This is a genomic window from Aeromonas veronii (assembly GCF_040215105.1).
GTDB lineage: Bacteria > Pseudomonadota > Gammaproteobacteria > Enterobacterales > Aeromonadaceae > Aeromonas > Aeromonas veronii_G.
The window spans coordinates 758090-785015 of sequence record NZ_CP157875.1 but is presented as its reverse complement, the minus strand read 5'-3'; the positions used below and the strand labels follow the sequence as shown (position 1 = coordinate 785015).

Below are 26926 nucleotides of genomic sequence, written 5' to 3'. Positions count from 1 at the left end.
CCGGCCTACTCGAAGGGTTCGAGATAGGCCTGGATCGCCTTCTTCAACCAGGCCAGCACCTTGCCGTGGTGGGCGCTTTCCGACAGATAGACCCCGTAGTCCCGCCACTGCAGGCTGAACTTGTGCTTCAGGGTCAACAGATCGCCCTGCCGCAACTGACCCTGGATCAGCGGCGAGGGCAGCACGGCCCACCCCAGCCCATCCAGCACGGCGTCCCGCATCAGCTCGAAACTGGACAGGCCGATGTGCTGGCCGCCGATGGGCAGCAGGCTCTTGACCGAGAACTCGTCGACGTAGGAGAGGGTCACCTGGGTGTGGCCGCTGAGATCCTGCTGCAACACCCGTTTCAGGCTGGACAGGGGGTGGCTCGGGGCCACCACCATCAGGGTACGGATGGGGCTGAGCACATCGATGCACAGACCGCTGCGCTCCTGCTCCTCGGTGATGAGGCCAAAAGCCGCATCCACGAACCCCTCCTCCACCAGAGATGGCAGTTCGGGGGGCGAGGCCAGCACCAGGGAGATGCTGGTGCCAGGGAACTGGCGACGCAGGGTGCCCAGCATGTCCCGCCAGACCGATTCGGGGATGGCGTCGTCCCGCGCCACCCGCAGCGCCACCTCGGCGCCGGAGGCGTGATGCTCGCACTTGAGCTGCAGGCTGTTGGCCGCCTGCAGCAGTCGCTTGCAGTCATCCAGCACCAGCTCCCCGATCTCGGTCAATCGACTGCGATTCGCCCCACGTTCAAAAAGCTCGACGCCAAGCTCCAGCTCCAGTGCTGCAATGGCCGTGCTGACCGCGCTGCGACTCTTGCCAAGGCGGCGGGCAGCATTGGCAATGGAACCACTTTCCGCTGATTCAACAAAGAGTTCTATCTGATTGAGTTTCATGAAGGTGTTGGCGTGCAGAGTATCCGATCTTTACCTTAGCCCGCCCCTTGCGCACAAGGCAAACTCGCAGCGTTTGGTTTATCGACGCTGAGCGATTCCCGACGGGGCCAAGGCCCCGGCTATCCTTGCCGGGTCGAAGTCACAGAAGGACGTTTTATGTCAATCAGTCGCATGTTATTGGCCCGGATGTTTTTGACCGGCGCCATTCTGACCGAGGTCGCAGGCACCTCCTCCATGACCCTCATCGCGGACAATGGCGCGGGTTGGCTCAACTACCTGCCCATGTGGGCGCTCATCGCCCTCTCCTACCTGATGTTGGCCAAAGCCGCCAAAACAATCTCCATTGGTATCGCGTTCGCCCTCTGGGAAGGTCTGGGGATCGCCTTGATCACCCTGGTCTCCGTGTTGTTCCTGGATTACCGCATCAGCCCCCAGGAGCTGATCGGGCTCGCGCTGGCCATAGTGGGGATTGTTATGGTGACCCTGGGTGAGAGCCATGATGAGCCGACCTCAACCCCCGCACCGCGTCAGATTGGGGAGGCCCCATGCACCCGTTGATCATCGTGCTCGGCGCCGCCCTGCTGGACATTGGCGCCAACATGGCCATCAACCGCTCGGTGGGATTTCGCTACAAGGGCTGGGGCTTTCTCGGCATCCTGCTGGTGCTCTGCGCCTTCACCCTGCTCTCCGAGGCGGTGAGCACCGGCAAGATAGATCTCGCCATCGCCTACGCCACCTGGGGTGCCATCGGCATCCTCGGCACCGCCCTTGGCGGCCTCTTGCTGTTCGGGGAGCGGCTCAAACCCATCGGCTGGGCCGGGATCCTGGTGATGGCGGTGGCGGTAGCCCTGCTGACCACCGCATGATCCACGCCAAAAGCTCATGAAAAAAGCCGTCCGGTTTGCCGGGCGGCTTTTAAACAGTCAAAACGATCGCTCAGATTGCAGCAGGCAGTCTAACTCTCTGCCTCATAGAGCTCCAACGGCAGGCCGTCGGGGTCGGCGAAGAAGGTGAAGCGCCGACCGGTCAGCTCGTCCACCCGTACCGCCTCCACCTCGATCCCCTGCCCCTGCAGATGGGCGATGACCCGCTCCAGATCCGCCACCCGAAAAGCCAGATGACGCAGGCCGCAGGCCTCGGGCCTCGAGGCGCGCGACGGTGGCGCGGGGAAGCTGAACAGCTCCAGCTGGCTGCCGTCCGGCAGGGCCAGATCCAGCTTCCAGGATTGGCGGGCTTCGCGCAGGGTCTCAGCGATGATGGGCAGTCCCAGCACCTCGTGATAGAAGCGGCGCGAGCGCGCATAGTCGCTGGCGATGATGGCCACATGGTGGATGCCGCCGAGCAGGGGTATCGTCATACCGACTCCATCAAAACGGGCGGCCAGGCCGCCCGTTTCCTTAGTTGAAGAAACCGTTGAACCAGTTGTCCAGGGCGTTGGTCGGGCTCGGGTTCGCCACCGGGGCGGCGCAGCTCATGGGTTCCCCCAGTCCTGCCAGCTTGGCCGGCACCTGCAGGCTGCCGGGGCAGTCGCTGGTGACCCGGGCACCACTGGTGCGGGAGAAGCTGGCCCAGCTCACCCCCTCCGGCATGTTCAGGCTCAGGCTGTTGACCCCGCGCTGGCTCATGTAGCCGCTGAACAGTTGCAGAGCACCGCTGGCACCGGTCAGCCCGGCCGGGGTGTTGTCGTCACGACCCACCCAGATGCTCACCAGTTCGTTGTTGTCGAGCCCGGTGAACCAGGAGTCCCGCAGTTCGTTGGTGGTCCCGGTCTTGGCGGCCATGGTGGCGCCGGGGAACTTGGCCCCGAGGGCCCGGGCCGTGCCCTGGCTCACCGTCTTGGTCATGGCGAACAGGGTCAGCCAGCTCGCCTGGGGATCCGTGACCCGCTTGGCGGCCTCGTCATGCTGATAGAGCTGGCTGCCATCGCCGTTCACCACGGCGCGAATGGCCGACAGCGGCTGGGTCAGCCCCTGGTTCGCGATGGGCAGGTACATCTGGTTCACCTCCATGGGAGAGAGCGCCACGGCCCCCAGCACCAGGGACGGATAGGGCTGGATCTCCTGGGTGACCCCGAGCTTGTGCAGGGTATCCACCACCTTGTCGAGCCCCACCTGCATGCCGAGGTTGACGGTCGGCACGTTGAGTGAGCTCGCCAGTGCCTCCATCATGGGCACGCTCTGGCGGAACTTGCGATCGTAGTTCTGGGGCGTCCAGATCTGGCCATCCTGGCCGCGGATGCGGATCGGCTGATCCTTGAGCGGCGTACCCAGGGTCAGGCCGTTGGAGAGACCGGTCAGGTAGACGGCGGGTTTCACCAGGGAACCGATCTGGCGACGGGCATCCAGCGCGCGGTTGAAACCGGCGTAGCGCGGATCCCGTCCCCCCACCATGGCGACCACTTCCCCCTTGTGCCAGTCGGAGACCACCATGGCCGCCTCCAGCTTCTTCTTGCCCCGTTGCTTCTCGATGGTGGCAAGCCCCGACTCCACCGCTTGTTCGGCGGCGTGCTGGGCGATGGGATCCAGGCTGGTGAAGATCTTGAGGCCGGACTGCTTGAGCAGATCCGGGCCGAAGCGGCTCTGGATCTCCCGCTTGAGCAGGCCCATGAAGGCCGGGGTACGGCCATAGCTCATCTGGCCACGGGTGATGATGCCAAGGGGTTGCTTGCTGGCCAGCTCATACTCGGGCTGGGTCAGGCTGCCGTGTTCCATCAGCAATTTCAGCACCAGATCCCGCCGGGCCTTGGCCCGCTCCGGGAAGCGCCAGGGATCGTAATAGGAAGGGCCCTTAACCATGCCCACCAGCAGGGCCACCTGATCGATGTCCAGCTCGTTGACCGGGATGCCGAAGTAGAAATAGGAGGCGAGCCCGAAGCCGTAGACCCCCTGGGAGAAGTTCTGCCCGAGGTAGACCTCGTTGAGATAGGCCTCCAGGATCTCGTCCTTGCTGTAGCGGTAGTCGATCAGTACCGCCATATAGGCTTCCTGCACCTTGCGCCACAGGCTGCGCTCACGGGTCAGGAAGAAGTTCTTGGCGAGCTGCTGGGTGAGGGTACTGCCCCCCTGCACGGTGCGCCCCGCCAGCACATTGGCCGCCATGGCGCGCATGATGGCCACGGGGGAGACGCCGCCATGCTGATAGAAGTCCCTGTCTTCCGTGGTGAGCAGGGTGACCAGCAGGCTGTCTGGCACCTCGGCGATGCGCACCAGCAGGCGATCCTCCCGATCCTCGGTGTTCAGCCGGTCCAGCAGCACCGGGTCCATCTGGGCATAACCGAGCTGGCGCTGGTTTTCGAGCGCCAGGATCCCGTCCAGCCGCGCACCGTTGAAGGTCAGGCGCAGGCCGCGGGCACCGTCGGCGCCGTCGTGGAAGGCGAACGGGCGGCGGATCAGGTCGATCTTGTTGCCATTGACCGCATACTCACCCGGGGTGTGGGGCTGGCGCACCTGCTTGTAGCTCAGCATGTTCAGCTCGCGCAGCATCTGGGCCTGGGAGAGACGCTGGCTGGGGTAGAGCTCCAGCGGACGGCTGTAAACCATCACCGGCAGCTGCCACTTCTCGCCATCGAAGCGCTCGCGCACCTTGGTATCGAGATAGATACCGAATACCACCATGAAGGCGCCCACCACCAGCGAGAGTTTGAAGCCAAGCCAGAACAGCTTGCGCCAGATGGTGTTGTTGGGCGCGGCCTTCTTGGGCGCGCGCTTGCGTCGTTGGGTTGCCATAAATCCTCTTTGCTTTCCTTCCTGCTTGTGTTGTCGCCTTCGCGAACGTCCGATTGCGCCTGGTCAATCGGCTCTACAATCCCATCTTCTTCTTGGTCACTCTGGTCGGCATCGCCTCGAGGGGATTGTCCGGCCAGTAGTGACGCGGGTAGCGCCCTTTCATCTCTTTCTTCACCTGCTCGTAGGAGCCCGCCCAGAAGGCGGCGAGATCCGCGGTGATCTGCAGTGGCCGCTGGGCCGGGGAGAGCAGCTCCACCACCAGGGCCACCCGGCCATCGGCCACGCAGGGCGTGCTGGCCTGACCGAACATCTCCTGGATCCGCACCGGGATCACCGGTGCCTGACCCGGCTCATAGCGGATGCGCACCCGGCTGCCGGTGGGGGCCTGGAAATGACTCGGCAACGCCTCGTCCAGCCGCTTTGGCAGGGGCCAGGGCAGAGACTGGCGCAGCAGCTCCGCCAGGTTGAGACGCTTGAGCTGCTCCAGCCTCGTCATGCCGCTCAGTGCCGGCAGCAACCATGTTTCCAGCGTTGCCAGCAGGCTGTTCTCATCCATGGCAGGCCAGCCCTCCTCCGGCAACCAGTCGGCGGCGCAGCGCAGCCGGGCCAGCAGCCCTTCACTACTCTCGTCCCAGGGCAGCACGTGCAGTCCCTTGCGACGAATGCCCTGCAGCAGGCAGCGCCCCTTCTGCTCGTCCGACAGATCCGTGAGGGGGCGCTGGCTCAGCACCAGTTCACCGAGTACCTGCTGGCGCTCGGCCCGCACCCGCTCCTCCCGTTCATCCCAGTCGAACCACTGGCGTTCGCTGACCAGTTCAGGCAGCTGGCGCACCAGCTCATCCAGCTCCACGGGTTCGGCGATGAAGATGCGGCTGCCACGCTCGTTCTGGCCCATCTCGATGGAGACGAGCGCTGCTTGCCCCTGACAGGGATGACCTTCTACCAGATCGCAGCTCACCCCACCACTGAGTTGATAGCGATTGCCGCTGCGCAGTTTGCCGATCCTGTCCGGCCAGGCGAGGGCGCAGAGCAGCCCGAGCCACTCCCCCCTGGCGGTGGAGGGGCGCACGCCGAGGCGATCAAACCAGCGGGCGGCGCCCTGGCGCAAGGCGCTCTGGCGGCGCTGGAACAGCACGGACAGACGCTCGGATCCTCGCAGATCCTCTTCCTGCAGCGCCACCAGGAAAGCGGCATCGGCGACAATCCCTGTCAGACCCTCGGCCTCGAGCTCACGGGCCCGCAGCAACATGCGCGCCAACCGGGGATGGGTCCCCAGGGCCGCCATGGCGCGGCCGGCCGGGGTCAGCTGCTGCTCCCCATCCGCTTTCATCGCGCCGAGGGAGGCCAGCAGTCGCTGGGCACTGGCCACCGCCGCCGCGGGTGGCGGGTCCAGCAGCGGCAGGCTCTCGACCCTGGCCCCCCACTGGGCGGCGTCCAGCAGCAGGCCGGTCAGCTCCTGGGTCAGGATGTCTGGCGGGCTCTGCTCGGCGAGGCGCTCCTGCACCTCGGCACTCCAGAGCCGGTAGCAGATACCCGGGCCTAAGCGGCCCGCCCGCCCCGCCCGCTGGGTGGCGGACGCCTTGGCGATCTGGCGGGTCTCCAGCCGGGTGACCCCGCTCTTGAGATCGAAGGAGGCACGCCGCTCCAGCCCGCTATCGATGACAATCGATATCCCTTCAATGGTGAGGGAGGTCTCCGCCACATTGGTGGTGAGTACCAGCTTGCGGCTGCCCGCCGGTGCCGGTTCGATGGCGGCCTGCTGGGCTTTGATGTCGAGGCGGCCATAGAGGGGGGCGAGGCGCACATCATCAGGCAGCCGCCCCTCCAGCCATTGCGCCAGTCGCTCTATCTCCCCCTGCCCCGGCAGAAACACCAGGGCGCTGCCGGGATGTGCAGCCAGCGCTTCAAGCACTACGACGCCCACCTGCGGCTCCAGCCACTGCTGGCGGTTGGCGGGGCGGTAGTGATAGTCGATGGGAAAGCCGCGCCCCTCTGAGCGGATGACGGGAGCTGTCGGCAGCAAGGCTTCCAGCGCCATGCCATCCAGAGTGGCGGACATGATCAGCAGCTTGAGATCGTCCCTCAGTCCCTGCTGGCTCTCGATGGCGAAGGCCAGGGCGGTATCCGCATGCAGGCTGCGCTCGTGAAACTCGTCGAAGATGACCAGCGACACCCCGGCGAGCTCCGGATCCTGCTGCAGCATCCGGGTCAGCACCCCTTCGGTCACTATCTCGAGCCGGGTCGCGGCGCTGGTACGGCTCTCCCCCCGCACCCGCAGGCCGATGCGCTCCCCCACCTTCTCCCCCAGCTGGCGAGCCAGAAAGCTCGCGATGTTCCGTGCCGCCAGCCGGCGGGGCTCCAGCATGATGATCCGACCGGGCAGCCGGTGCTGGCGTACCAGCTCCAGGGGCAGCAGGGTCGACTTGCCCGCGCCGGGGGGCGCCTGCAGGATCACGCTGGCATGGCTATCGATGGCATCAAACAGCTCGGGGAGCACCGAAACGATGGGGAGTTGGGACAAAACGGCGACAACCTTCTGTGGCGACATGAAAAACGGTGTCCATTCTGCCATAGCAAGGGGTCTGCTGTAAGCGCATGGCGTCGAAGCCATCCCTCTCCCCTCCCTCCCGTGCATGGCGATGACTGGCGTCGGCAAGACATTCCCCCGTCCACTGCCATAGAATGGGCTCCTACCTGCGCATCACGAGGACCGACTCCCCCCATGTCCAAACTCTTCTTCGCCCTGCCCCTGCCCGAGCTGGCTGCCGAGCTGGCCGCCTGGCGCGCAGAGCGTCCCTGGCCCGGTCTGCCGGTCCCGGCGGCGAACCTGCACCTCACCCTGGCCTTTCTCGGAGAAACCGACGAGCAGACCCAGGAGCGCCTGATTGCCGCCGCCGGACAGCAGCACTGCCCGCCCTTTGCCGTCCGGCTCGATCAGACCGGCTGGTTCGCCCGCGCCAAGGCCGCCTGGGTAGGGCCGAGGGAGTGGCCCAACGAGCTGAACGTGCTGGCCCGGGCCCTGCGCCGTCACGGCGAGAAGCTGGGGCTCGGCAACGGGGAACAGGGCTATCGCCCCCATGTCACCCTGTCGCGCAAGGCGGGGGAAGCCCCCAATGATCTGCCTGCGCCGGTCTTCGTGCTGCAGGCGGAGCGGTTCTGCCTCTATCGCTCGGTGAGCACCCCGGACGGGGTCAGCTATGAAGCCATCGCCTGCTGGCCCCTGCGGGCTCGCATCAAGGAACAAAAACCCGAGGAGCTGACCCCATGATTTTCGATCCCCCCCTGCAATGCGGGCAGCTCATCAGCCGCTACAAACGCTTCCTGACCGATGTGCAACTGGACGATGGCGAGACCATCACCATCCATTGCGCCAACACCGGCGCCATGACCGGCTGCGCCGATCCGGGCACCCGGGTCTGGTACTCCACCTCCGACAATCCCAAGCGGAAGCTGGCTCACAGCTGGGAGATTGCCGAGAGTCCGGCGGGCCATTTCATCTGCGTCAATACCGCCCGCGCCAACCAGATTGCCCGCGAGTTGATCGAGCAGGGGGCGCTGGCCCCCCTTGCCGGTTATGCCAGGCTGCGGACCGAGGTGAAATACGGGGAAGAGAACAGCCGCATCGACCTGTTGCTGGAGGACGATGACAGGCCCAGCTGCTACATCGAGGTGAAATCCGTCACCCTGCTGGACGAACGGGAGCAGACCGGCATGGGTTACTTCCCCGATGCGGTGACGACCCGGGGAGCCAAACATCTGCGTGAACTGATGGCCATGAAGGCGGCGGGGCACAGAGCCGTGTTGTTATTCATGGTGTTGCATTCGGGGATTGCGCGGATGCGCCCGGCAACGCACATCGATCCGCACTATAGTCTGCTCATTGAACAGGCAATGGCGGCGGGGGTTGAAATTTTATGCTATCGCCCCCATGTTGGGGTGCGAGGCATGGTGGCTCAAGACTTTATCCCGTTTGAATCTGACCACCTGCAACCCGAGGGCTGCAAATAAATGCTGGAATGGGTAACAATATTGGTATGGCTTGTTTGCCTACGGGTTACCCTTCTGCTATAGATACCGCCCTCAATTTATGGATGGCACGAGTCGCGTGCTGAATTAGGAGACAGGGCATGCCAACAGGCGAAAACAGGAAATCTCTGGGCCCCCTGGCCATTGCGGGTGTCGAGCCTTACCAGATGAAAGCTGGCGAGGAGTACATGAATGACCAACAGAAGGTTCATTTCCGCAAGATCCTGGGAGCCTGGCGTAACCAACTGATGCAGGAAGTTGACCGCACCGTTGACCATATGAAGGATGAGGCTGCCAATTTCCCGGATCCCGTCGATCGCGCCGCGCAGGAAGAAGAGTTCGCGCTCGAGCTGCGTACCCGCGACCGTGAACGCAAACTGATCAAGAAGATCGAGAAGACCTTGCTGCTGCTCGAAGACGATGACTTCGGATACTGCGAGCATTGCGGTATCGAGATTGGCATCCGTCGTCTGGAAGCCCGTCCGACCGCCGACCTCTGTGTCGACTGCAAGACGCTGGCCGAGATCAAGGAAAAACAGATGGCAGGCTGAGGCCGACCATCAAGGTGAATCACAGAAGGGAGCTTGCGAGCTCCCTTTTTTATTGTGATTTTGCCGGGTGCGGCCCAGAATGCGGTCTCATTATTCAGCTTTCCCCGATGATCATGCCCACCACTGCCCCCCCTACGCCCCCGACTCGCCCTTATATCGGCCGCTTCGCCCCCTCGCCGTCAGGCCCGCTCCACTTTGGATCCCTGGTGGCGGCCCTTGGCAGCTTTCTGCAGGCGAGATCCCGGCAAGGAAAATGGCTGGTGCGCATCGAGGACATCGATCCGCCGCGGGAGATGGCCGGCGCGAGCGACCTCATTCTCCGCACACTGGAGGCCCATGGCCTCGAGTGGGATGGGGAGGTTGTCTATCAGAGCCTGCGCCATGGGCGTTATGACGAGATCATCGAGGGGCTCTATCGGGCCGGCCACCTCTACTGGTGCCGCTGTACCCGGCGCGAGATCATGGCCGCCGGCGGTTTCTATGGCGGCCATTGCCGGGAGCTGGGCTTACCGGCTTCCGGCTGCGCCGCCCGCCTGCGCCAGCGCCAGCCCGTCTATCACTTCGAGGATGCGCTGCAGGGCCGGATCTCGGTGCCGGCGGCCCTGGCGGAGGAGGACTTTATCATCCGCCGCCGGGACGGGCTCTACGCCTACAACCTGGCGGTGGTGGTGGATGACATGGACTGCGGCATCACAGAGATCGTCAGGGGCGCCGATCTGCTGGAGCCCACGGTGCGCCAGATTGCGCTCTACCGGATGCTGGGGGCGCCGGTGCCCGCCTGGGTGCATCTACCCCTGGCGGTGCTGGCCGATGGCCACAAGCTCTCCAAGCAGAATCACGCCCCGGCCCTGGCGCTCGATGAGGTGAGACCCGCCCTCTGGCAGGCCCTCGCATTCCTCGGCCAAAACCCGCCTCCCGAGCTGGCCGAGGGAACCGTTGCGCAGATGATTGCCTGGGGAATAGCCCACTGGCAGTTGGCACGGGTGCCCCATCAGCCGACCATTCTGTTTGGGGGCAACAAGCCGGATACCTGACCCAGTCGGCCAGCAGGTCAGCGCCGTATCCGGTGCGCAGACCACATAGTTTCGCATTTGGCCAGGCCTGAGCTATGATAGGCCGCTATTTTTTGGCCTCCCGTCAATTTGAAGTCATGAAGAGGTGTACCATTTTTTCCCAGATCGCAAACTTTTGCCGCAAGGTGCTCGGCAAGGAAGACGGCGAGCAGTCGATGGAATCCAGCCTGCCGACCCATGTCGCCGGCCAGCGCCGCATCCTGAGCCGTGACCAGCACCCCATCTCGCGCAAAGAGATCAGCGAGAACGCGCTCAAGGTGCTCTACCGCCTGAACAAGGGAGGCTATGACGCCTACCTGGTGGGTGGCGGCGTCCGTGACATTCTGCTCGGGAAGACGCCAAAGGATTTTGACATCGCCACCAACGCGACGCCGGAACAGATCAAGGCACTGTTCAGCAACTGCCGCCTGATCGGCCGCCGCTTCCGCCTGGCTCACATCGTCTTTGGTCGTGACGTGATCGAAGTGGCCACCTTCCGGGGTCACCACCATCAGGTCAATACCAGCAAGCACGTGTCGGCCCAGTCTGATGAAGGCATGCTGCTGCGGGACAACGTCTACGGCACCATCGAAGAGGATGCCGAGCGCCGCGACTTCACCGTCAATGCCCTCTACTACAGCGCCAGGGACTTTACCCTGCACGACTTCGAGGGGGGCATCGAGGATCTGGCCGAGCGCAAGCTGGAACTGATCGGCGATCCCGAGACCCGTTATCGGGAAGATCCGGTGCGCATGCTGCGCGCCGTGCGCTTCGCCGCCAAGCTGGACATGCACATCAGCCCTCGCACCGCCGCCCCCATCAAGGAGCTGGCGCCCCTGCTGCAAGACATTCCGGCGGCCCGCCTGTTCGAGGAAACTCTCAAGCTGTTCCTCGCCGGCGACGGCCTCGCCACCTACAAGCTCCTGCGGGAATACGGTCTGTTCCAGCCCCTGTTCCCCCAGGTCGCCGCCCTGTTCACCCCCCATGGCAACTCTCCCTACGAGCAGTTCATCGAACAGGCCTTGATCGATACCGACAACCGGGTCCGTGAGGAGAAGCGGGTCAGCCCAGCCTTCCTCTACGCCACCCTGCTGTGGGGCGCCGTCGAAGCCCGTGGCCGGGTGCTGGAGAACGAGAGCGGCCTGCCCTGGTACGACGCCTTCATGCTGGCCATCAACGAGGTGCTGGATGCCCAGGTGCGGATCATCGCGGTGCCGCGCCGCTTCACCACGGACGTGCGCGACATCTGGGCACTGCAACAGCGACTGACCCGTCGCCAGGGCCGTCATCCCGAGCGCGCCATGGAGCATCCCAAGTTCCGCGCAGCTTTCGACTTCCTGTTGCTGCGCAACCGGGTCGAGCGGGGCCTGGGCGAACTCGCCAGCTGGTGGGAACGCTACGTAGCCGCCAACCCGGACGTGCGCCCGCAGTTGCAACGGGACGCGGGACGCGGTGAGCGCGCACCGGCAGGAGAGCGCAGCGGTGAGAAACGCAGCAGCAACAGCCGCAATCGCCGCCGCCCCCGTCGCCGCAAGCCCAAAGCCGCCGAGTAAGCCAGTCCCATGATCGAGGTCTTCGTCGCTATCGGCTCCAACCTGGGGGATCCTCTCGCCCAGGCCAGGCGGGCCATCAGAGCAATGATGGCGTTGCCGGAGTCTAACCTGGTACAGGCCTCGCACCTCTACGGCAGTCGCCCCATGGGCCCGGCGGATCAGCCGGACTATGTCAATGCCGTGGTGCGACTCCAGACCCGGCTCGGCCCCCTGGCCTTGCTGGATCAATTGCAGAAAATAGAGCTGGAACAAGGACGTGTGCGCAAGGACGAGCGCTGGGGTCCGCGGACCCTGGATCTGGATCTGCTGCTCTATGGTGAGCAAGTCATCCAGCATGAACGCCTGATTGTCCCCCACTACGGCATGAAGGAGCGGGAGTTCGTCCTGCTGCCCCTCGCCGAACTGGCGCCCGACCTGGTGCTGCCCTGTGGCACCCCGCTCGCCGAACTGGTTGCCCGCTGCCCGCGCAATGGTCTGTCGATCCTTGCCGGTGCCACGGATGAGTAGAGAAGTAGGAGCAACGCAATGAGCAAGATCACAACCACCGGCCTGATGAAGATGAAGCAGGACGGCCAGAAAATCACCGCCATCACCGCCTATGACGCCACCTTCGCCAAGCTGTTTGACGACGAGGGTGCACAGGTATTGCTCATCGGCGATTCCCTCGGCATGGTGCTGCAGGGTGGTGAAGACACCCTGGCGGTCAGCATGGACGAGATGGTCTACCATACCCGCTGCGTGGTGCGTGGCACCAGCAAGGCGCTGGTGGTGACCGATATGCCGTTCATGAGCTATGCCACTCCGGAGCAGACCTACCAGAACGCCGCCCGGCTGATGGCCGCAGGTGCCCGCATGGTGAAGATGGAAGGGGGCGACTGGCTCTGCGAGAGCATCCGCCATCTGACCCGCAACGGCGTGCCGGTATGCGGTCACCTGGGGCTGACCCCGCAATCCGTACACGTGTTTGGCGGCTTCAAGGTGCAGGGACGCGATGAGTATCACGCTCAGGAGATCTACCGCCAGGCCCTGGAGCTGCAAGCTGCCGGCATCCAGCTGCTGGTGCTGGAATGCGTGCCGGTCGCCTTGGCCGAGCGCATCACCAAGGCACTGCGCATCCCGGTGATCGGCATAGGTGCGGGCCCCGTCACCGATGGCCAGATCCTGGTCATGCACGACGCCTTCGGCATCACCTCCGGCTATGTGCCCAAGTTCACCAAGAACTTCCTGGCCGAGACCGGCGACATGCATGCCGCCATCCGCCTCTATGTGAAAGAGGTCAGCGAGGGCACCTTCCCGGGCCCGGAGCACTGCTTCAACTGACAGCCGGCCTCAGGGACGCGAGCGGGGGCCATGGCCCCCGTTTCGCCATCTGCCGATAACCCATTCAACCCATTCTCTTGGATCTATCCGAAGGTGAACTATTGATGCTCGTCGTTAATAATCCCGCCGCCCTGCGCGAGCAGATCGGTCAGTGGCGCCGTGAAGGTCGTGCCATCGCATTCGTCCCCACCATGGGCAACCTGCATCAGGGCCATCTGACCCTGGTCAACGAGGCCCGCAGCCACGGTGAGAAGGTGGTGGTCAGCATCTTCGTGAATCCCTTGCAGTTCGACAAGGCCGAAGACCTCGCCAACTACCCCCGCACCCTGGAGCAGGACTGCGCCGCCCTGCAGGCCGCCGGCGTGGATCTGGTGTTCACCCCGACCCCGGAACTCATGTATCCCCATGGTCTCGCCAGCCAGACCTTCGTCGAAGTGCCCGGTCTCTCCAGTCTGCTGGAAGGGGCGCTGCGTCCGGGGCACTTCCGCGGGGTAAGCACCGTCGTCACCAAGCTGTTCAACCTGGTGCAACCGGATGTGGCCTGCTTCGGCCAGAAGGACTACCAGCAGCTCGCACTGATCCGCAAAATGGTGGATGACATGGCCATGCCTATCGAGATCGTCGGTGTGCCCACGGTGCGTGCCGAAGACGGGCTGGCCCTGTCATCACGCAACGGCTACCTCACCGCTGCCGAGCGTGCCCTGGCCCCCGAGCTCGCCCGCACCATGAACTGGGTAGCCGAGCAGATCGAGGCGGGAGAGCATCACCTGCCCTCTCTGGTGGCCAAGGCCAGTCAGCGTCTGGACAACGCAGGTTTTCGGACCGATGCCATCGACATCGTCGATGCGGCGACCCTGGAGGCGGCAACCGGCGACAGCCAGCAACTGGTGATCCTGATGGCCGCTTATCTCGGCAAGGCTCGCCTCATCGACAACCGCGTCGTCACGCTTGCTCACGCTGACCCCAGCTGATGCGCCCGATGGCCGTGCTCAAGTACGGCCATTCCATCAATAGCCCCATTGCCCACCATCACTGCGCCTTATCCCAAGGAGAGACCATGTCCAAGAAGGTTTATTGCATCGCCCAGTTCCAGCCCAAGCCGGGCAAGGAGCAGGCCCTGTTCCAGGTACTGCAGAGTCTGGAGCCCAACACCCTGCGCGAAGATGGCTGCCAGCAGTACATAGTGACTCGCCACATCCCGAGCCCCTTCGCCGAGGGTGAGAGCTTCCCCATCGTCTTCAACGAGATCTGGCGTGACATGGCAAGCTTCGAGGCCCATTGCCAGCGGGCCGAGATCAAGGCCTTCTTCGAGCGTTACTGCCTCGCGGATGACGGTCTGGCCGCCAAGTGGAATGTCTGCGTCTACAGTGACGAACCGGTGCAGTACGACGCCCCCGTCTTCTGATCCGCCTGGATGACCATCACACCGGCTGAATATACAGACACCGGCGCAAGGCCGGTGTCTGGTCATCAGGTGAACCGTGGTGCGTCACTGCACTTCGGCAGCCCCCACCAGCAGGTCGTTTGAAATATTATACAGCGCCAGCCCCTTCTCGCCGTCCAGCACCTTCACATCATCACCGGCACGAAAACGCTGAAAGCTTTCTCCACATTTCACTTTATAAATTTTGTTTGACTCAAGATTAACTGAACATTGTTCGCTGTTTATAGATATCAGCTTTATTTTTGATTCTTCCAGCACATGATATCCAGCACTGACCGCGGCAGCGCTGCCGGTAATAGCCAACAGGATGGCACCGCAAACAATTCCATTTCTCATTTATCTCTCCAATGAACATTAAAATAAAGTGATCTCACAGACTATCTCGAGGCTGGTGCTGTCATGCCGTGACAAATAATGAACACCGAACCTTCCTGCCATCTCAGACAGAAAATGAGGCATGCATACACCAGACAAGTACGTGCTTCCATGGGTTATCAGGTAATACGGCTCCCGAACATGGGTAACAGAATAAGGGCCGTGTCGGCAATATTCAGGATCCCATTATTATCAACCATGGTGAGGCTGTTTTGTTCTGCATCAAAATCCGGTGAGATAATGCGCACCAAGGTTTGGCCCCGCCCAGTGCCCGTGCTGACTGAAACAGGTATCATTTTCAAGCATCCAGTACGGCTGCACCGCTCCAGCCTTCTTCCCGTTCCATCGTCATGAGGTATCACCTCCCTGCCGCCAGAGACTTTCCCTGCTCTTGGCTTTCTGACCAGGGCCATGGATGGGTTCAAGATGAAATTAGGAAAAACGATGCACCATGAATGCGATTATTTCGTCATGCATTTGTTGTAAATGTTTTAATAAAAAGCACGCCACCTTATTAATCGGTACAGATGGCATCATCAAACATAGTAAATACTGAGCCTGTAAAATTGCTAAGTTTTGATGTGGTGTTTCACCCTATAAAAACAAGCATCGCAATAATTATGATGCCAGGACTATCATGTCATCATGCACAAGAAAAACAAAACCAAGTAACATATATTAAAAGAAGGTGGAGGGATTTTAAATCCCATATCGCACAAAGAGGTTATAGAAAGATCGGGCAAAGCGAGGGGTGATGAACATAAATATAAGTCGGCATGAAATAATTGAATCAATGTATCAACTCACCTGCTTTCTTCTGCATCCACCATCAATCAATGTGGCTATATCACGAGATATGAGAAAGCGAGCGTGGAGCCTTACATGGACATAATAAAAAGGCGCCAATGGCGCCTTTTTATGCTCAGTCACTCAGTGCCGCAAGCCAGTGCCGCGAGAGATGAGCCACCAGGCCAGGCCATAGAGGGCCACGATGAAGCCGATGATGATGAGGTAGGCGGTGCCGAGCGGCACGTCGGAGATACCGAGGAAACCGTAACGGAAGGCGTTCACCATGTAGATGATGGGGTTCACCTGGGAAACCCCCTGCCAGAATGGCGGCAGCAGGGTGATGGAGTAGAAGACGCCACCAAGGTAGGTGAGCGGTGTCAGCACGAAGGTCGGGATGATGCTGATGTCATCGAAGGTCTTGGCGAACACGGCGTTGATGAGCCCCCCCAGAGAGAAGAGGATGGCGGTCAGCAACACGGTGATGAAGACGCTGAACAGGTGGTGGATCTGCAGCGGCACGAAGAACAGGGACACCAGGGTGACGATGAAGCCGACACAGAGGCCGCGGGCGACGCCGCCCCCCACGTAGCCGGCGATGATGACGTAGTTCGGCACCGGCGCCACCAGCAGCTCTTCCACGTTGCGCTGGAACTTGGCACTGAAGAAGGAGGAGGCGACGTTGGAGTAGGAGTTGGTGATGACCGACATCATGATGAGGCCGGGCACGATGAACTCCATGTAGCTGAAGCCCCCCATCTCACCGATGCGCGAGCCGATGAGGTTGCCGAAGATGACGAAGTAGAGGCTCATGGTAATGGCCGGCGGCACCAGGGTCTGCAGCCAGATCCGGGTGAAACGGACCACTTCCTTGGTCAGGATGCTCTTGAAAGCGATGTAATAGGTGTTGGCATTCATGCTGTACAAACCCCTTCCAGCAAGGTGATGGGATCAATCTCGAAACTCATGCTTTGCGCCCCTCTTCCACCAGGTTGACGAACAGCTCTTCCAGCCGGTTCGCCTTGTTGCGCATGCTCTGTACCTGCACCCCCTGGGCGGAGAGCTGCTCGAACAGGCTGTTGAGGGACTGGCTCTTGTCCAGTTCCACCTCCAGGGTGCGCTCATCCTGCATGCGGCCCTGGAATTCGGGCACATTGGGCAGGGCGGAGCCGGGGGCCAAGTCCAGCATGAAGGTCTCCCGACCCAGCTTGCCGAGCAGGTTCTTCATGCTGGTGTTTTCAATCAGCCGCCCCTTGTCGATGATGCCGATGTTGCGGCACAGCATCTCCGCCTCTTCCAGGTAGTGGGTGGTGAGTATGATGGTGACCCCCTGCTCGTTGAGCTGCTGCAGGAAGTGCCACATGGAGCGGCGGATCTCGATGTCCACCCCGGCGGTCGGCTCATCCAGGATCAGCAGCTTGGGCTCGTGCATCAGGGCGCGGGCAATCATCAGGCGGCGCTTCATGCCGCCGGACAGGGTACGGGCCGCCATGTCGCGCTTGTCCCACAAATCGAGCTGGCGCAGGTACTTCTCGGCGCGGATCTTCGCCTCGGCGCTCGGCACGCCATAGAAGCCGGCCTGGTGGATGACTATCTGGCTCACCTTCTCGAACTGGCTGAAGTTGAACTCCTGGGGCACCAGGCCGAGCTGTGCCTTGGCCAGCTCCAGTTCGCCATCGATATCATGGCCGAACACCTTTACCTTGCCGGCGCTCTTGTTCACCAGCGAGCTGATGATGCCGATGGTGGTGGACTTGCCTGCCCCGTTAGGGCCGAGCAGGGCGAAGAAATCCCCCTGCTTGACGCAGAGATCGATGCCCTTGAGGGCTTCGACGCCCCCCTGATAGGTCTTCTTCAGACCGCTGATTTCCAATGCGTTCATTGCAACCCCTGTGATGGATGAGCCCATCTCGAGACAGAAAAGGCGGCCAAGGCCGCCTGCAGGCAGTCGATGACGCTGTCACCCTGCCGTTGCCACTGTAAGCCTTGCTTATTCTTGCGGAACTACCTTGCCGATGAACGGCAGATTACGATACTTCTGGGCGTAATCGATACCACAGCCCACCACGAATTCGTCCGGGATGGAGAAGCCGATCCAGTCCACCGGTACCTGCACTTCCCGGCGAGACGGCTTGTCCAGCAGGGTGCAGATGGCCAGGGACTTGGGTTCACGCAGGGAGAGGATCTCGCGTACCTTGTTGAGGGTATAACCGGTATCGATGATGTCCTCGACGATCACCACATCCTTGCCCTTGATGTCGTCATCCAGGTCTTTGAGGATGCGCACGTCACGGGTGCTGTGCATGCCGGAGCCATAGCTGGAGGCAGTCATAAAATCCAGAGTGATGGGCAGTTGGGTCTGACGGCACAGGTCGGCCAGGAAGACACAGGAGCCACGCAGCAGGCCGATCATGACCACTTCATCGGAGCCCTGGTAGCGTGCGGTGATCTCTTCACCCAGCTTGGCGATCCGGGCGGCAACGTCAGCCTCGGAGATCATCACCTCGACGATATGTTTCATCACTTACTCCAATAATGGCCAACGGGTCGTTGGCCGTTCATGTACATCAAAGCCGAGGATTCTATCACTCCAGCCCCGAGGCGTCAGGCATACGTGATGCTTTTATCGGCTTATTTTAATTGATAGAGTTAGCAAGCCTTTCGGCATTATCGGTGACAATACTATAAACACCATAATCAATAACTATTAGATGAAAAAACTATGGAACCACGCGCAGAAATAAGACGTCGAACCCGGCTCTCGCCGGAGGCTCGTCGTGATCAATTGATGGAATGTGCCATCGAGGTATTTTCCCGTCGCGGCATCGGCCGTGCGGGGCATGCCGAGATCGCGGAACAGGCCAAGGTATCGGTTGCGACCGTATTCAACTACTTCAACACCCGTGAAGATCTGGTCGATGAAGTCCTGGTAGAGATCGAGCGTTTTGTGCAACAAATCCTCGAGCAGGCTTATACCGGTCAGGGGCCGGTCAAGGACAGCATCCACCGCCACGTCAAACTCTTTGTCGATGCGGCTTATGACAGCCCGGACCATGCCAGCATCTGGCTGGAATGGAGTTCGTCGGTCCGCGAAGAGGTCTGGCCCCGTTACACCCGTCTGCTGGACAAGGCATTGGAGCGCATCGCGCCCCACCTGCAGGCTGCCATGGACAGTGGCGAGATCCAGAGCGTGCTGTCGGCGCAGGATCTGGCCCGCTCCCTGACCGGGTTTGGCTACGTCATGATGCAGATGATCAATCAGCCCCAGCGCCCGTCCCGGGAAGAGGTGACTGATTTCCTGTTCAAATATGTGACGGCCCCCCTTCAGGCCGCCTAAACCGCCTCACCCATGAAAAAAGCGGCGCCGGACATCGAGTCCGGCGCCGCTTTTGTTTGCCTGTCCTGGCTCAGTTCAAGGCTTGGCGTAGCCCCAGCGTTGGGTCAGCGCCTGCTCGATGCCGAGATGATCCAGAACTCGCGCCACCATGAAGTCCACGAGATCCTCGATACGCTTGGGCTCGTGGTAGAAACCGGGCGCCGCTGGCATGATGGTCACCCCGAGCCGCGCCAGTTTCAGCATGTTCTCCAGATGGATGGCGGAAAACGGACTCTCCCGCGGCACCAGGATGAGCTGACCGCGCTCCTTGATCACCACGTCCGCCGCCCGCTCCAGCAGGTTGTCCGAGGTGCCATTGGCGATGGCTGAGACTGTGCCCATGGAGCAGGGACAGACCACCATCTGCCTCGGCGCCGCCGAGCCCGACGCCACCGGCGAGAACCACTCTTCCTTGCCACAGGCCACTATCTGTCCCTCTTTTGCCCCATATTCGCGGCATAGATAGGTCGACAGTTCCTTGGGGCTGCCGGGCCAATCCACCTGCTGTTCGGTCTTGAGTACCACCCGGGCCGCCGAAGAGGCCAGCAGATAGACCTTGTAATCGGCTTGTACCAGACACTCGAGCAAACGCAGCGCATATGGGGCGCCGGAAGCCCCCGTCAACGCCAAAGTGATCTGTTTATCCATGTTAACCCGCGATCTTCTGCTGGAGGCAGCCAAGCAGCTTGTCATGGATGCCGCCAAAACCGCCGTTGCTCATGATCAGAATATGATCCCCCGGGCGGCTCTCGGCCACCAGCTGGGCAATCAGGGTATCCAGTTCCCCGAACACCCGGGCCGGACGACGCATGTGAGCCGTCACCTCGCCGAGATCCCAGCCGATGTTCGGCGGCTGGAAGAAGAACACCTCATCGGTATCGTCGAAACAGGCGGCCAGCTCGGCCTTGTGCACCCCGAGCTTCATGGTGTTGGAACGCGGCTCCAGCACCGCCAGGATGCGGGCCTTGCCCACCTTGGCGCGCAGGCCGCCGAGGGTGGTCTCGATAGCGGTCGGATGGTGGGCGAAGTCGTCGTAGACGCTGACACCGGCCACCTCCCCTTTGAGCTCCATTCGCCGTTTCGGGGATTTGAACTGGCACAGGGCAGCAATGCCGTGCTCCACCATGACACCGGCATGGCGGGCGGCGGCGATGGCCATCAGGCCGTTGTTGACGTTGTGCTCGCCGATGCACTCCCAGTGCACCTCGCCCTGCTTGACGCCATCCAGCCACACCTCGAACACCGAGCCGTCGTCCGCCAGCTTGACCGCCTTCCACTTGGCGTCGTCCTGACCCACCAGCTCCACTTCGCTCCAGCAGCCCATCTCGCGCACGGCACCGAGGTTGTGATCCGCCTGCGGGAACAGCACCCGGCCATTGCTCGGCACGGTGCGCATCAGGTGGTGGAACTGGCGCTGGATGGCGGCGAGATCCGGGAAAATGTCCGCGTGATCGAACTCCAGGTTGTTCATGATCAGGGTGCGCGGGTGGTAGTGGACGAACTTGGAGCGCTTGTCGAAGAAGGCGCAGTCATACTCATCCGCCTCGATGACGAAGAAGGGGGCCGCCCCCAGGCGCGCGGAGACCGGGAAGTTGCCCGGCACGCCACCGATGAGAAAGCCTGGCTCCAGCTTGGCGTATTCCAGCACCCAGGCCAGCATGCTGGCGGTGGTGGTCTTGCCATGGGTGCCCGCCACGGCCAGCACCCAGCGATCCTTCAACACATGTTCGAGCAGCCACTGCGGGCCAGAGATATAAGGCAGGTTGCGATCCAGCACATATTCCACGCAAGGGTTGCCACGGCTCATGGCGTTACCGACCACCACCAGATCCGGCGCGGGACTGAGCTGGGACGGGTCATAGCCCTCGGTCAACTCGATCCCCTGCTGCTCGAGCTGGGTACTCATGGGGGGGTAGACATTGGCATCGGAGCCGGTCACCCGATAGCCAAGCTGCTTTGCCAACACCGCCAGACCACCCATGAAGGTGCCGCAGATCCCGAGAATATGAATGTGCATACCACTGCCTTGTCCAATGAAGGGAGTGGGCATTCTACCAAGGTCGCCGGAATTTGGCAGACCCAAGCTGCCGCCGTGGTACCAAGGCTGTCGCAATGGCCGCGAAATATGGTCATTTGACGGGACATCGCTATAATGTCGGCCTGCAAACTCGACTCCAACATGCTAAAGGAAATGTCATGAGCCTGAATCTGGTACCGGCTGGCAAGAGCCTGCCCGACGACATCTACGTCATCATCGAAATCCCGCAGAATGCCGACCCGATCAAATACGAAGTCGACAAGGACAGCGGTGCCATCTTCGTGGATCGCTTCATGTCCACCCCGATGTTCTACCCGTGCAACTACGGTTACGTGAACGCCACCCTGTCCCTGGATGGGGATCCCGTCGACGTGCTGGTTCCGACCCCCTACCCGCTGCTGGCCGGCTCCGTCATTCGCTGCCGCCCGGTCGGCGTGCTGAAGATGACCGACGAGTCTGGCGAAGATGCCAAGATCGTGGCCGTGCCGCACTCCAAGCTGACCAAGCAATACGATCACATCAAGGATGTGAACGATCTGCCCGAGCTGCTGAAAGCCCAGATCCAGCACTTCTTCGAGCGCTACAAAGAGCTGGAAGCGGGCAAGTGGGTCAAGGTGGAAGGTTGGGGCGACAAGGCCGCCGCCGAAGCCGAGATCCTGACCTCTGCCGAGCGTTACGCTGCCAAATAAGCACCGTCCTCGTGATAAAAAGGCGCCTTATGGCGCCTTTTTGTTGGTCCTTGGCTGCCTGCCCGGTGGATCCCCCTGGATATAGATGTCGCGGCCGTTGTCGCGATAGGGGCGATAGTAGTCATCGCCGCAGCGATACTCTCCACCCGCACTGCCCACCAGATCGCAGTTCACCGGCAGCACCTCCAGCCACTTGACCGCCTGCTGGAAACGCAACCACTCCTGCCATTCGTGTTCACGTGCCAACCTGTCCCGCAGGGCGAAGGTATCCGCCGGAGAGAGCCCCTGATTGACGATCACCTGGCCCGCCGCCGCCGGCAGGGTGGTTAACAACAGCAGGAATATGGCGCCAGATCTCATGGTCGTCCTCCAAATCGAATATTTTAGAAATTAAATTTAAAGCCTTATCAATTAATTACCAACTAAAGCCTCATTGGAGCAATCCAAATCCCGCGCTCTCACCTAGTTGTTTAATATCAACCGGCGCAGGAAGCATCCTCATGAAACTGGCACAAGCTCTGCTGTGGAGTCTGATGGTGGGCACCTCTTGCGCTCAGGAGGTCAATTTCAGCTGGCAATGGCTCTCCGCCGATGGCCAGCAAAAACACCTGCAACTGAGCACGGACGAACGCATTCTCTCCGCCAGTCGCCACGAGATGACCCAACTCGATGCCTCCCTCAACTATCCCCTGGAGACGCTCTACTCCTATATCAGCCCGCGCCTCTACAGCAGCATCAACCAGATCAATCAGAGCAGCCCGGAAACCGCCACCAAGTTTCGCAATCTGGAGCAGGCCTTCACCCTGCACGACAACAGCCAGGAATCGACCCAGTTCTGGCAGGCCTATCAACAATATCAGGAGGATGCCTTCTACCAGATGCGGGTCTCCCCCTGCATTCATCCGGCCAATATCAAGCTCCCCTGCGTACGGCCCAACTACTCCCAGCTGTTCTATCAGTTCAAGGGCGATCTCAAACCTCTGGCTCAACAGTTCTCCGCCAAGGATCTGGCCACCAGCGTGCATCTATTGCAGGAGTGGTTGAACGCCATTCCCACTCCGCCCGAGCAGATGGATCACTTCGCGCCGCCCCTGCAGGCCCTGCAGGACAACAAGGCGGACAGCGACGAGAAGGCGCTGCTGATGGCAAGCCTCTTGGCGGAGCTCGCCCCCCAATACATGCTCAGCATCATCTACCCCAACATCAGCATCGGCAGCGTCTCCCCTGCCTGGCTTGCCATCACCGCAGACAGCGGCCTCAAGGGAGACACCGTGGTGATCGGCAATCAGCGCCACGTGCTGCTGACCGGCTCCCCCCTGCTGGCCCAGCAGATGACCATGGCCCAGATCCCGCTGGTGAGCGAACCCCTCTACTGACGCTACTGCTCAAACCAGTTTGCAAGCAGTTGATTTTTATCGACTGCATGCGATTCTAGCGACCGCTTGCCAGCGGGCCGCCTCTGGATGGCCAGGATGGCACCCTCCGCAAGGCGATAACATTTAACACTTTTTAAACAAATCCGATCGGTTTAGGATGTAGTGTGCCTCTTCCCCTCAACCACAAGTCGTTATAACATAACAAAGGAGTGTCATACGGATGAAACATCTCGTACTTACTCTGGCGCTGCTGCCGAGCCTGGTCATGGCCCACAACATCAAGGAATCTGCCCAGGTTCCCCTGGTCAACATCGCCGACAAAGGCGAACTGGTGTTGAAGGACAAAGAGATAAGCTACCAGCCCTGGCAAAGCAAGGTGCTGACTGGCAAGGTATTTCTGATCCAGCACATCGCGGGTCGTTCCAGCGCCAAGGAGCTCAACGGCCCCATGATCGAGGCGATCAAGGCCGCCAAGCTGCCCCATGATCAATACCAGACCGTCACCATCATCAACAGCAATGACGCCATCTGGGGCACCTCCGGCTTTGTGAAGAGCAGCGCCGAAGACAGCAAGAAAGAGTTCCCCTGGTCCGCCATGGTGCTGGACGCCAAGGGCATGGCCCGCAATGCCTGGGATCTTGCGCCGGAAAGCTCGGCCATCATATTGCTGGATAAAGAAGGCAAGGTGCTGTTCGCCAAAGATGGCCAGCTCGATGCCACCGATATCACCAAGGTGATGGGGCTCATCAAGTCCCATCTCTGAATCAAAGAAAAGGGCGCTGATGGCGCCCTTTCCACAGGGGCCTATGGTTCGTTCCAAGCTGAAAATCTGGTTGCTGTTGCTGGGCTGGTTGTGGTTGCAACCGGTATTGGCGCAGCACCCGCTGGAAGCGGATCTGCCCGGCCATGATCACCATTGCCTCGTCTGCGCCCTCCACCTGGATGGCAAGCTGGCCCTGACGCCCACCCTGGCGCCTCCGGCCGCTCCCTTTATCGCCTATCCCTCCCTCACCACAGCTTTTACCCCCATCGACCATCTCGGTGTCCCCCACTACAGCATCCGTGCCCCACCAGCCGCTTCTTTCCCATTCGTTTAGATATTTCCATTATTTATCAATGAATTTGAAAGGATTAACGATGAAAGCAGCCACCCTGTTCCTGGCGGTCGCCGCCTTTGGCGTACAAGCCAACCACGATGAACACGAAAGCCACGGCCACGGCGCTCACGAGCATGGCCACGGCCACCTCAACCTGGTGCTCGACGGCAACCAGCTGATGATCGAGCTGCAGGCCCCTGCCGCCGATCTGGTGGGCTTCGAGCATGCCGCCAAGACCGATGCCGAGAAGGCGCAATACGCCAAGGCCATGGCTCAGCTCAAGCAGCCGGATGCCCTCTTCCGACTGGATCCTGCCGCCGGCTGCACCCTGGCCCAACAGGAGATCAACGCCCCCAAGGAAGAGCATGATCACGACCATGACCATGACCATGACAAGGCTGACGCCGATCACGACGAACACCATCACGAAGATGGTCACGCCGATCTCGGGGCCATGTACACCTACAACTGCCAGACGCCGGCCAAGCTGACCGGGCTGGAAGCCACCCTCTTTACCGTCTACCCGAGCCTGGAAAAGCTGAGCGTGCAGGGCATACTGCCCACCGGCCAGACCGCGGCCGAACTGACCCCGTCCGCCAACAAACTGAGCTGGTGATCCCATGACAAACGCCGTGGTTGAGATCCGCGATCTGGCCTTCGCCTGGCCAGGTGGCGAGGCTGTACTCGATCTGCCCGCCCTGCATATCGCGCAAGGGGAGCGGGTGTTCATCAAGGGGCCTTCCGGCTCCGGCAAGTCGACCCTGCTCGGGCTGCTCGCCGGGATCCAGACCGCCAACCACGGCACCCTGGAGGTGCTGGGCCAACCGCTGGCCCAGCTCTCAGGCCGCGCCCGTGATCACTTCCGGGCGGCCAATCTGGGTTACATCTTCCAGCAGTTCAATCTGCTGCCTTTTTTATCCGTACTGGACAATGTCACTACAGCGCTCACCTTCTCCCCCCAGAAGCGATCCCGCTTGCGCGCCAGCCCAGAACAGGAGGCTCGCCGCCTGCTCGGGGAATTGCAGTTGCCGGACGAAGCGCTGCACAGGCCCGTCCATGCCTTGAGCATCGGCCAGCAGCAGCGGGTCGCCGCCGCCCGGGCGCTGATAGGCTCCCCGCCGCTCGTCATCGCCGACGAGCCCACCTCGGCGCTCGATACCGACAACAGGGCCGCCTTCATCAAGTTGCTGTTCGAGGAGTGCGACAAGCAGGGCTCGACCCTCGTCTTCGTCAGCCATGACCCTTATCTCGAACCCCTCTTCCCCCGGGTGGAGAACCTGCAACAGCTCAACCGGAGGGCTGCATGAAGATCGATAACCAGAACCTCTGTCCGCCCGCGCAGGCAGGCTGCCAGCCATTCAGGATGCGGAGGTCGCCATGCTGAAACTCGCCCTGCAAAGTCTCTGGGCCCGCCGCCTCACTGCCGGGCTCACCCTGCTGGCCGTGGCCATCAGCGTCACCCTGCTGCTCGGGGTGGAGCGGGTACGCACCGAGGCACGCGCAAGCTTCGCCAACACCGTCTCGGGCACCGATCTCATCGTCGGCGCCCGCTCCGGTCAGGTGAACCTCCTGCTCTATTCGGTGTTTCGCATCGGCAACCCCACCAACAACGTGGGCTGGGATGCCTATCAGGCCATCAAGCAGCGTCCCGGCATCGCCTGGACCATCCCCCTCTCCCTCGGGGACTCCCACAAGGGCTTTCGGGTGCTCGGCACCAACGGGGACTACTTCACTCACCTGAAGTACGGTCAGCAACAGTCGCTGCAGATGCGCGAAGGCCGGCCGTTCGAGACGCCGTTTGAGGCGGTGCTCGGCGCCCAGGTGGCCGAAAAGCTCGGCTACAAGCTGGATCAGTCCATCATCATCGCCCACGGCGCCGGCAACACCTCCTTCAGCCAGCACGACAACCTGCCGTTCAAGGTGGTCGGGATACTGGCGCCGACGGGCACCCCTGTCGATCGCACCGTGCACGTGCCGCTGGCGGGCATAGAGGCCATTCACCTCGGCTGGGACACCGGTCGTCACAGCAAGAATGTCACCGCCGAGCAGGCACTTGAGCAGGATCTCACCCCCAAGACCATCACCGCCTTTATGGTGGGGCTGAGCAACCGCATATTGGCGTTCCAGCTGCAGCGGGGCATCAACACCTACACCGGCGAACCCCTGATGGCCATCCTGCCGGGGGCCGCCTTGCAGGAGCTGTGGGGCATGATGAGCGTGATGGAGACGGCGCTGACCGTCATCGCGGGCTTCGTGGTCGTGGCGGGCCTCATCGGTATGCTGACCACCCTGCTGGCGGGGCTCAACGAGCGGCGCCGCGAGCTCGCCATTCTGCGCTCCCTCGGCGCCGGCCCCTCCCACCTGTTCCTGCTGCTGGCACTGGAGGCCATGGCCCTCACCACCCTCGGCATCGCCCTCGGAGTCGGGGCCCTCTACCTCGGGCAACTGCTTGCCACCCCCTGGCTGCTCAGCCACTATGGCCTGCAACTCGGGATCGGCCTGCCGAGTGCCTATGAGTGGCAACTGCTGGGGCTGGTGTGGCTGGCGGGCATGGTGATAGGCTTGCTGCCCGCCGCCCGCGCATATCGCTACAGCCTGAGCGATGGCATGAGTATCCGGATATGACGATGA

Annotated in this window: 30 protein-coding genes; 19 read left to right on the top strand and 11 right to left on the bottom strand. The window is 61.7% G+C overall.

Features of this window, described 5'->3' with window-relative positions; genetic code table 11:
• Window positions 1–5 precede the first annotated feature (5 nt).
• Complete coding sequence (locus ABNP46_RS03820) at window positions 6–887, bottom strand: LysR family transcriptional regulator (RefSeq protein WP_349921112.1); 882 nt, start codon at window positions 885–887, stop codon at window positions 6–8.
• 156 nt (window positions 888–1043) lie between these two features.
• Here ABNP46_RS03820 and ABNP46_RS03815 point away from each other — a divergent pair, with 156 nt between their 5' ends.
• Both ABNP46_RS03815 and ABNP46_RS03810 read left to right on the top strand, forming a co-directional pair.
• Window positions 1044–1445 (top strand): DMT family transporter, encoded by a 402-nt coding sequence (locus ABNP46_RS03815; RefSeq protein ID WP_349921111.1) that lies wholly within the window; start codon window positions 1044–1046, stop codon window positions 1443–1445.
• Window positions 1433–1753 carry an SMR family transporter gene (locus ABNP46_RS03810; RefSeq protein WP_349921110.1) on the top strand — a complete coding sequence of 107 codons (321 nt, stop codon included), beginning with the start codon at window positions 1433–1435 and terminating at the stop codon, window positions 1751–1753. The genes ABNP46_RS03815 and ABNP46_RS03810 overlap by 13 nt, the downstream gene beginning before the upstream one ends.
• An 89-nt stretch (window positions 1754–1842) precedes the next feature.
• Here ABNP46_RS03810 and gloA2 read toward each other — a convergent pair whose 3' ends face one another.
• The 3 genes from gloA2 to hrpB form a co-directional block, all read right to left on the bottom strand.
• Window positions 1843–2244, bottom strand: coding sequence for an SMU1112c/YaeR family gloxylase I-like metalloprotein (gene gloA2 / locus ABNP46_RS03805; RefSeq protein WP_349921109.1), 402 nt, complete (start codon window positions 2242–2244; stop codon window positions 1843–1845).
• Window positions 2245–2284: 40 nt separating this feature from the next.
• Window positions 2285–4612 (bottom strand): penicillin-binding protein 1B, encoded by a 2328-nt coding sequence (gene mrcB / locus ABNP46_RS03800; RefSeq protein ID WP_349921108.1) that lies wholly within the window; start codon window positions 4610–4612, stop codon window positions 2285–2287.
• A 73-nt stretch (window positions 4613–4685) separates the two neighbouring features.
• Window positions 4686–7133: an ATP-dependent helicase HrpB gene (gene hrpB, locus ABNP46_RS03795; protein WP_349921107.1), complete on the bottom strand. Its 2448-nt coding sequence runs from the start codon at window positions 7131–7133 to the stop codon at window positions 4686–4688.
• Between the two features lie 201 nt (window positions 7134–7334).
• On the opposite strand from hrpB, the gene thpR reads away from it, so the two are divergent.
• The 9 genes from thpR (at window position 7335) to ABNP46_RS03750 (ending at window position 14519) form a co-directional block, all read left to right on the top strand.
• On the top strand, window positions 7335–7880 hold the full coding sequence (gene thpR, locus ABNP46_RS03790) for an RNA 2',3'-cyclic phosphodiesterase (RefSeq protein WP_349921106.1): 546 nt from the start codon (window positions 7335–7337) through the stop codon (window positions 7878–7880).
• Window positions 7877–8620 carry a DNA/RNA nuclease SfsA gene (gene sfsA, locus ABNP46_RS03785; protein WP_349921105.1) on the top strand — a complete coding sequence of 248 codons (744 nt, stop codon included), beginning with the start codon at window positions 7877–7879 and terminating at the stop codon, window positions 8618–8620. Before thpR ends, sfsA begins: the two co-directional genes overlap by 4 nt.
• A gap of 119 nt (window positions 8621–8739) precedes the next feature.
• Window positions 8740–9189 (top strand): RNA polymerase-binding protein DksA, encoded by a 450-nt coding sequence (gene dksA / locus ABNP46_RS03780; protein ID WP_349921104.1) that lies wholly within the window; start codon window positions 8740–8742, stop codon window positions 9187–9189.
• A 113-nt stretch (window positions 9190–9302) separates the two neighbouring features.
• The gene (gene gluQRS / locus ABNP46_RS03775; RefSeq protein WP_349921103.1) at window positions 9303–10223 is read left to right on the top strand and encodes a tRNA glutamyl-Q(34) synthetase GluQRS; all 921 of its coding nucleotides are present in this window, start codon (window positions 9303–9305) and stop codon (window positions 10221–10223) included.
• A gap of 116 nt (window positions 10224–10339) precedes the next feature.
• On the top strand, window positions 10340–11794 hold the full coding sequence (gene pcnB, locus ABNP46_RS03770) for a polynucleotide adenylyltransferase PcnB (RefSeq protein WP_349921102.1): 1455 nt from the start codon (window positions 10340–10342) through the stop codon (window positions 11792–11794).
• 9 nt (window positions 11795–11803) lie between these two features.
• Window positions 11804–12301: a 2-amino-4-hydroxy-6-hydroxymethyldihydropteridine diphosphokinase gene (gene folK / locus ABNP46_RS03765; protein WP_349921101.1), complete on the top strand. Its 498-nt coding sequence runs from the start codon at window positions 11804–11806 to the stop codon at window positions 12299–12301.
• A gap of 18 nt (window positions 12302–12319) precedes the next feature.
• Complete coding sequence (gene panB / locus ABNP46_RS03760) at window positions 12320–13114, top strand: 3-methyl-2-oxobutanoate hydroxymethyltransferase (protein WP_349921100.1); 795 nt, start codon at window positions 12320–12322, stop codon at window positions 13112–13114.
• A gap of 104 nt (window positions 13115–13218) precedes the next feature.
• Window positions 13219–14085 (top strand): pantoate--beta-alanine ligase, encoded by an 867-nt coding sequence (panC, locus tag ABNP46_RS03755; RefSeq protein WP_349921099.1) that lies wholly within the window; start codon window positions 13219–13221, stop codon window positions 14083–14085.
• Between the two features lie 86 nt (window positions 14086–14171).
• On the top strand, window positions 14172–14519 hold the full coding sequence (locus ABNP46_RS03750; RefSeq protein WP_349921098.1) for a putative quinol monooxygenase: 348 nt from the start codon (window positions 14172–14174) through the stop codon (window positions 14517–14519).
• 84 nt (window positions 14520–14603) lie between these two features.
• Here the strand turns inward: ABNP46_RS03750 and ABNP46_RS03745 are convergent, their stop codons facing one another.
• The 4 genes from ABNP46_RS03745 to hpt all read right to left on the bottom strand — a co-directional run bounded on the left by ABNP46_RS03745 (window position 14604) and on the right by hpt (window position 18240).
• Window positions 14604–14894, bottom strand: coding sequence for a hypothetical protein (locus tag ABNP46_RS03745; protein WP_349921097.1), 291 nt, complete (start codon window positions 14892–14894; stop codon window positions 14604–14606).
• Window positions 14895–15863: 969 nt separating this feature from the next.
• Window positions 15864–16637, bottom strand: a complete 774-nt coding sequence (locus ABNP46_RS03740) for an ABC transporter permease (protein WP_349922368.1) — start codon at window positions 16635–16637, stop codon at window positions 15864–15866.
• A 46-nt stretch (window positions 16638–16683) separates the two neighbouring features.
• The gene (locus ABNP46_RS03735) at window positions 16684–17601 is read right to left on the bottom strand and encodes an ABC transporter ATP-binding protein (protein ID WP_349921095.1); all 918 of its coding nucleotides are present in this window, start codon (window positions 17599–17601) and stop codon (window positions 16684–16686) included.
• A gap of 108 nt (window positions 17602–17709) precedes the next feature.
• Window positions 17710–18240, bottom strand: a complete 531-nt coding sequence (gene hpt, locus ABNP46_RS03730; protein WP_349921094.1) for a hypoxanthine phosphoribosyltransferase — start codon at window positions 18238–18240, stop codon at window positions 17710–17712.
• Window positions 18241–18441: 201 nt separating this feature from the next.
• On the opposite strand from hpt, the gene ABNP46_RS03725 reads away from it, so the two are divergent.
• Complete coding sequence (locus tag ABNP46_RS03725; RefSeq protein ID WP_349921093.1) at window positions 18442–19056, top strand: TetR/AcrR family transcriptional regulator; 615 nt, start codon at window positions 18442–18444, stop codon at window positions 19054–19056.
• A 75-nt stretch (window positions 19057–19131) separates the two neighbouring features.
• On the opposite strand, the gene ABNP46_RS03720 is transcribed toward ABNP46_RS03725, so the two are convergent.
• Both ABNP46_RS03720 and mpl read right to left on the bottom strand, forming a co-directional pair.
• A complete protein-coding gene (locus ABNP46_RS03720) occupies window positions 19132–19743 on the bottom strand; it encodes a flavin prenyltransferase UbiX (RefSeq protein WP_349921092.1) in 612 nt (203 codons plus the stop codon).
• A gap of 1 nt (window position 19744) precedes the next feature.
• Window positions 19745–21112, bottom strand: coding sequence for a UDP-N-acetylmuramate:L-alanyl-gamma-D-glutamyl-meso-diaminopimelate ligase (gene mpl / locus ABNP46_RS03715; RefSeq protein ID WP_349921091.1), 1368 nt, complete (start codon window positions 21110–21112; stop codon window positions 19745–19747).
• Between the two features lie 179 nt (window positions 21113–21291).
• On the opposite strand from mpl, the gene ppa reads away from it, so the two are divergent.
• Window positions 21292–21822 (top strand): inorganic diphosphatase, encoded by a 531-nt coding sequence (gene ppa, locus ABNP46_RS03710; RefSeq protein ID WP_349921090.1) that lies wholly within the window; start codon window positions 21292–21294, stop codon window positions 21820–21822.
• 27 nt (window positions 21823–21849) lie between these two features.
• Here the strand turns inward: ppa and ABNP46_RS03705 are convergent, their stop codons facing one another.
• Window positions 21850–22182 (bottom strand): hypothetical protein, encoded by a 333-nt coding sequence (locus ABNP46_RS03705; protein ID WP_349921089.1) that lies wholly within the window; start codon window positions 22180–22182, stop codon window positions 21850–21852.
• A 140-nt stretch (window positions 22183–22322) separates the two neighbouring features.
• Between ABNP46_RS03705 and ABNP46_RS03700 the strand changes: the two genes are divergently transcribed.
• The 6 genes from ABNP46_RS03700 (at window position 22323) to ABNP46_RS03675 (ending at window position 26920) form a co-directional block, all read left to right on the top strand.
• Window positions 22323–23198 carry a hypothetical protein gene (locus tag ABNP46_RS03700; protein ID WP_349921088.1) on the top strand — a complete coding sequence of 292 codons (876 nt, stop codon included), beginning with the start codon at window positions 22323–22325 and terminating at the stop codon, window positions 23196–23198.
• Between the two features lie 220 nt (window positions 23199–23418).
• Window positions 23419–23961, top strand: coding sequence for a YtfJ family protein (locus ABNP46_RS03695; RefSeq protein ID WP_349921087.1), 543 nt, complete (start codon window positions 23419–23421; stop codon window positions 23959–23961).
• A gap of 43 nt (window positions 23962–24004) precedes the next feature.
• On the top strand, window positions 24005–24295 hold the full coding sequence (locus tag ABNP46_RS03690) for a hypothetical protein (RefSeq protein WP_349921086.1): 291 nt from the start codon (window positions 24005–24007) through the stop codon (window positions 24293–24295).
• 40 nt (window positions 24296–24335) lie between these two features.
• On the top strand, window positions 24336–24911 hold the full coding sequence (locus tag ABNP46_RS03685; RefSeq protein ID WP_349921085.1) for a DUF2796 domain-containing protein: 576 nt from the start codon (window positions 24336–24338) through the stop codon (window positions 24909–24911).
• A 4-nt stretch (window positions 24912–24915) separates the two neighbouring features.
• Window positions 24916–25602 (top strand): ABC transporter ATP-binding protein, encoded by a 687-nt coding sequence (locus ABNP46_RS03680; RefSeq protein WP_349921084.1) that lies wholly within the window; start codon window positions 24916–24918, stop codon window positions 25600–25602.
• A 70-nt stretch (window positions 25603–25672) separates the two neighbouring features.
• Window positions 25673–26920, top strand: a complete 1248-nt coding sequence (locus ABNP46_RS03675) for an ABC transporter permease (RefSeq protein ID WP_349921083.1) — start codon at window positions 25673–25675, stop codon at window positions 26918–26920.
• The last annotated feature ends 6 nt before the right edge of the window (window positions 26921–26926 follow it).

Bases quoted from the DNA above. Each gene is read 5' to 3' on its own strand.
- ABNP46_RS03820 (WP_349921112.1), bottom strand. From the start codon at position 887: ATGAAACTCAATCAGATAGAACTCTTTGTTGAATCAGCGGAAAGTGGT.
- ABNP46_RS03815 (WP_349921111.1), top strand. From the start codon at position 1,044: ATGTCAATCAGTCGCATGTTATTGGCCCGGATGTTTTTGACCGGCGCC.
- ABNP46_RS03810 (WP_349921110.1), top strand. From the start codon at position 1,433: ATGCACCCGTTGATCATCGTGCTCGGCGCCGCCCTGCTGGACATTGGC.
- gloA2 (WP_349921109.1), bottom strand. From the start codon at position 2,244: ATGACGATACCCCTGCTCGGCGGCATCCACCATGTGGCCATCATCGCC.
- mrcB (WP_349921108.1), bottom strand. From the start codon at position 4,612: ATGGCAACCCAACGACGCAAGCGCGCGCCCAAGAAGGCCGCGCCCAAC.
- thpR (WP_349921106.1), top strand. From the start codon at position 7,335: ATGTCCAAACTCTTCTTCGCCCTGCCCCTGCCCGAGCTGGCTGCCGAG.
- sfsA (WP_349921105.1), top strand. From the start codon at position 7,877: ATGATTTTCGATCCCCCCCTGCAATGCGGGCAGCTCATCAGCCGCTAC.
- dksA (WP_349921104.1), top strand. From the start codon at position 8,740: ATGCCAACAGGCGAAAACAGGAAATCTCTGGGCCCCCTGGCCATTGCG.
- gluQRS (WP_349921103.1), top strand. From the start codon at position 9,303: ATGCCCACCACTGCCCCCCCTACGCCCCCGACTCGCCCTTATATCGGC.
- pcnB (WP_349921102.1), top strand. From the start codon at position 10,340: ATGAAGAGGTGTACCATTTTTTCCCAGATCGCAAACTTTTGCCGCAAG.
- folK (WP_349921101.1), top strand. From the start codon at position 11,804: ATGATCGAGGTCTTCGTCGCTATCGGCTCCAACCTGGGGGATCCTCTC.
- panB (WP_349921100.1), top strand. From the start codon at position 12,320: ATGAGCAAGATCACAACCACCGGCCTGATGAAGATGAAGCAGGACGGC.
- panC (WP_349921099.1), top strand. From the start codon at position 13,219: ATGCTCGTCGTTAATAATCCCGCCGCCCTGCGCGAGCAGATCGGTCAG.
- ABNP46_RS03750 (WP_349921098.1), top strand. From the start codon at position 14,172: ATGTCCAAGAAGGTTTATTGCATCGCCCAGTTCCAGCCCAAGCCGGGC.
- ABNP46_RS03745 (WP_349921097.1), bottom strand. From the start codon at position 14,894: ATGAGAAATGGAATTGTTTGCGGTGCCATCCTGTTGGCTATTACCGGC.
- ABNP46_RS03740 (WP_349922368.1), bottom strand. From the start codon at position 16,637: ATGAATGCCAACACCTATTACATCGCTTTCAAGAGCATCCTGACCAAG.
- ABNP46_RS03735 (WP_349921095.1), bottom strand. From the start codon at position 17,601: ATGAACGCATTGGAAATCAGCGGTCTGAAGAAGACCTATCAGGGGGGC.
- hpt (WP_349921094.1), bottom strand. From the start codon at position 18,240: ATGAAACATATCGTCGAGGTGATGATCTCCGAGGCTGACGTTGCCGCC.
- ABNP46_RS03725 (WP_349921093.1), top strand. From the start codon at position 18,442: ATGGAACCACGCGCAGAAATAAGACGTCGAACCCGGCTCTCGCCGGAG.
- ABNP46_RS03720 (WP_349921092.1), bottom strand. From the start codon at position 19,743: ATGGATAAACAGATCACTTTGGCGTTGACGGGGGCTTCCGGCGCCCCA.
- mpl (WP_349921091.1), bottom strand. From the start codon at position 21,112: ATGCACATTCATATTCTCGGGATCTGCGGCACCTTCATGGGTGGTCTG.
- ppa (WP_349921090.1), top strand. From the start codon at position 21,292: ATGAGCCTGAATCTGGTACCGGCTGGCAAGAGCCTGCCCGACGACATC.
- ABNP46_RS03705 (WP_349921089.1), bottom strand. From the start codon at position 22,182: ATGAGATCTGGCGCCATATTCCTGCTGTTGTTAACCACCCTGCCGGCG.
- ABNP46_RS03700 (WP_349921088.1), top strand. From the start codon at position 22,323: ATGAAACTGGCACAAGCTCTGCTGTGGAGTCTGATGGTGGGCACCTCT.
- ABNP46_RS03695 (WP_349921087.1), top strand. From the start codon at position 23,419: ATGAAACATCTCGTACTTACTCTGGCGCTGCTGCCGAGCCTGGTCATG.
- ABNP46_RS03690 (WP_349921086.1), top strand. From the start codon at position 24,005: ATGGTTCGTTCCAAGCTGAAAATCTGGTTGCTGTTGCTGGGCTGGTTG.
- ABNP46_RS03685 (WP_349921085.1), top strand. From the start codon at position 24,336: ATGAAAGCAGCCACCCTGTTCCTGGCGGTCGCCGCCTTTGGCGTACAA.
- ABNP46_RS03680 (WP_349921084.1), top strand. From the start codon at position 24,916: ATGACAAACGCCGTGGTTGAGATCCGCGATCTGGCCTTCGCCTGGCCA.
- ABNP46_RS03675 (WP_349921083.1), top strand. From the start codon at position 25,673: ATGCTGAAACTCGCCCTGCAAAGTCTCTGGGCCCGCCGCCTCACTGCC.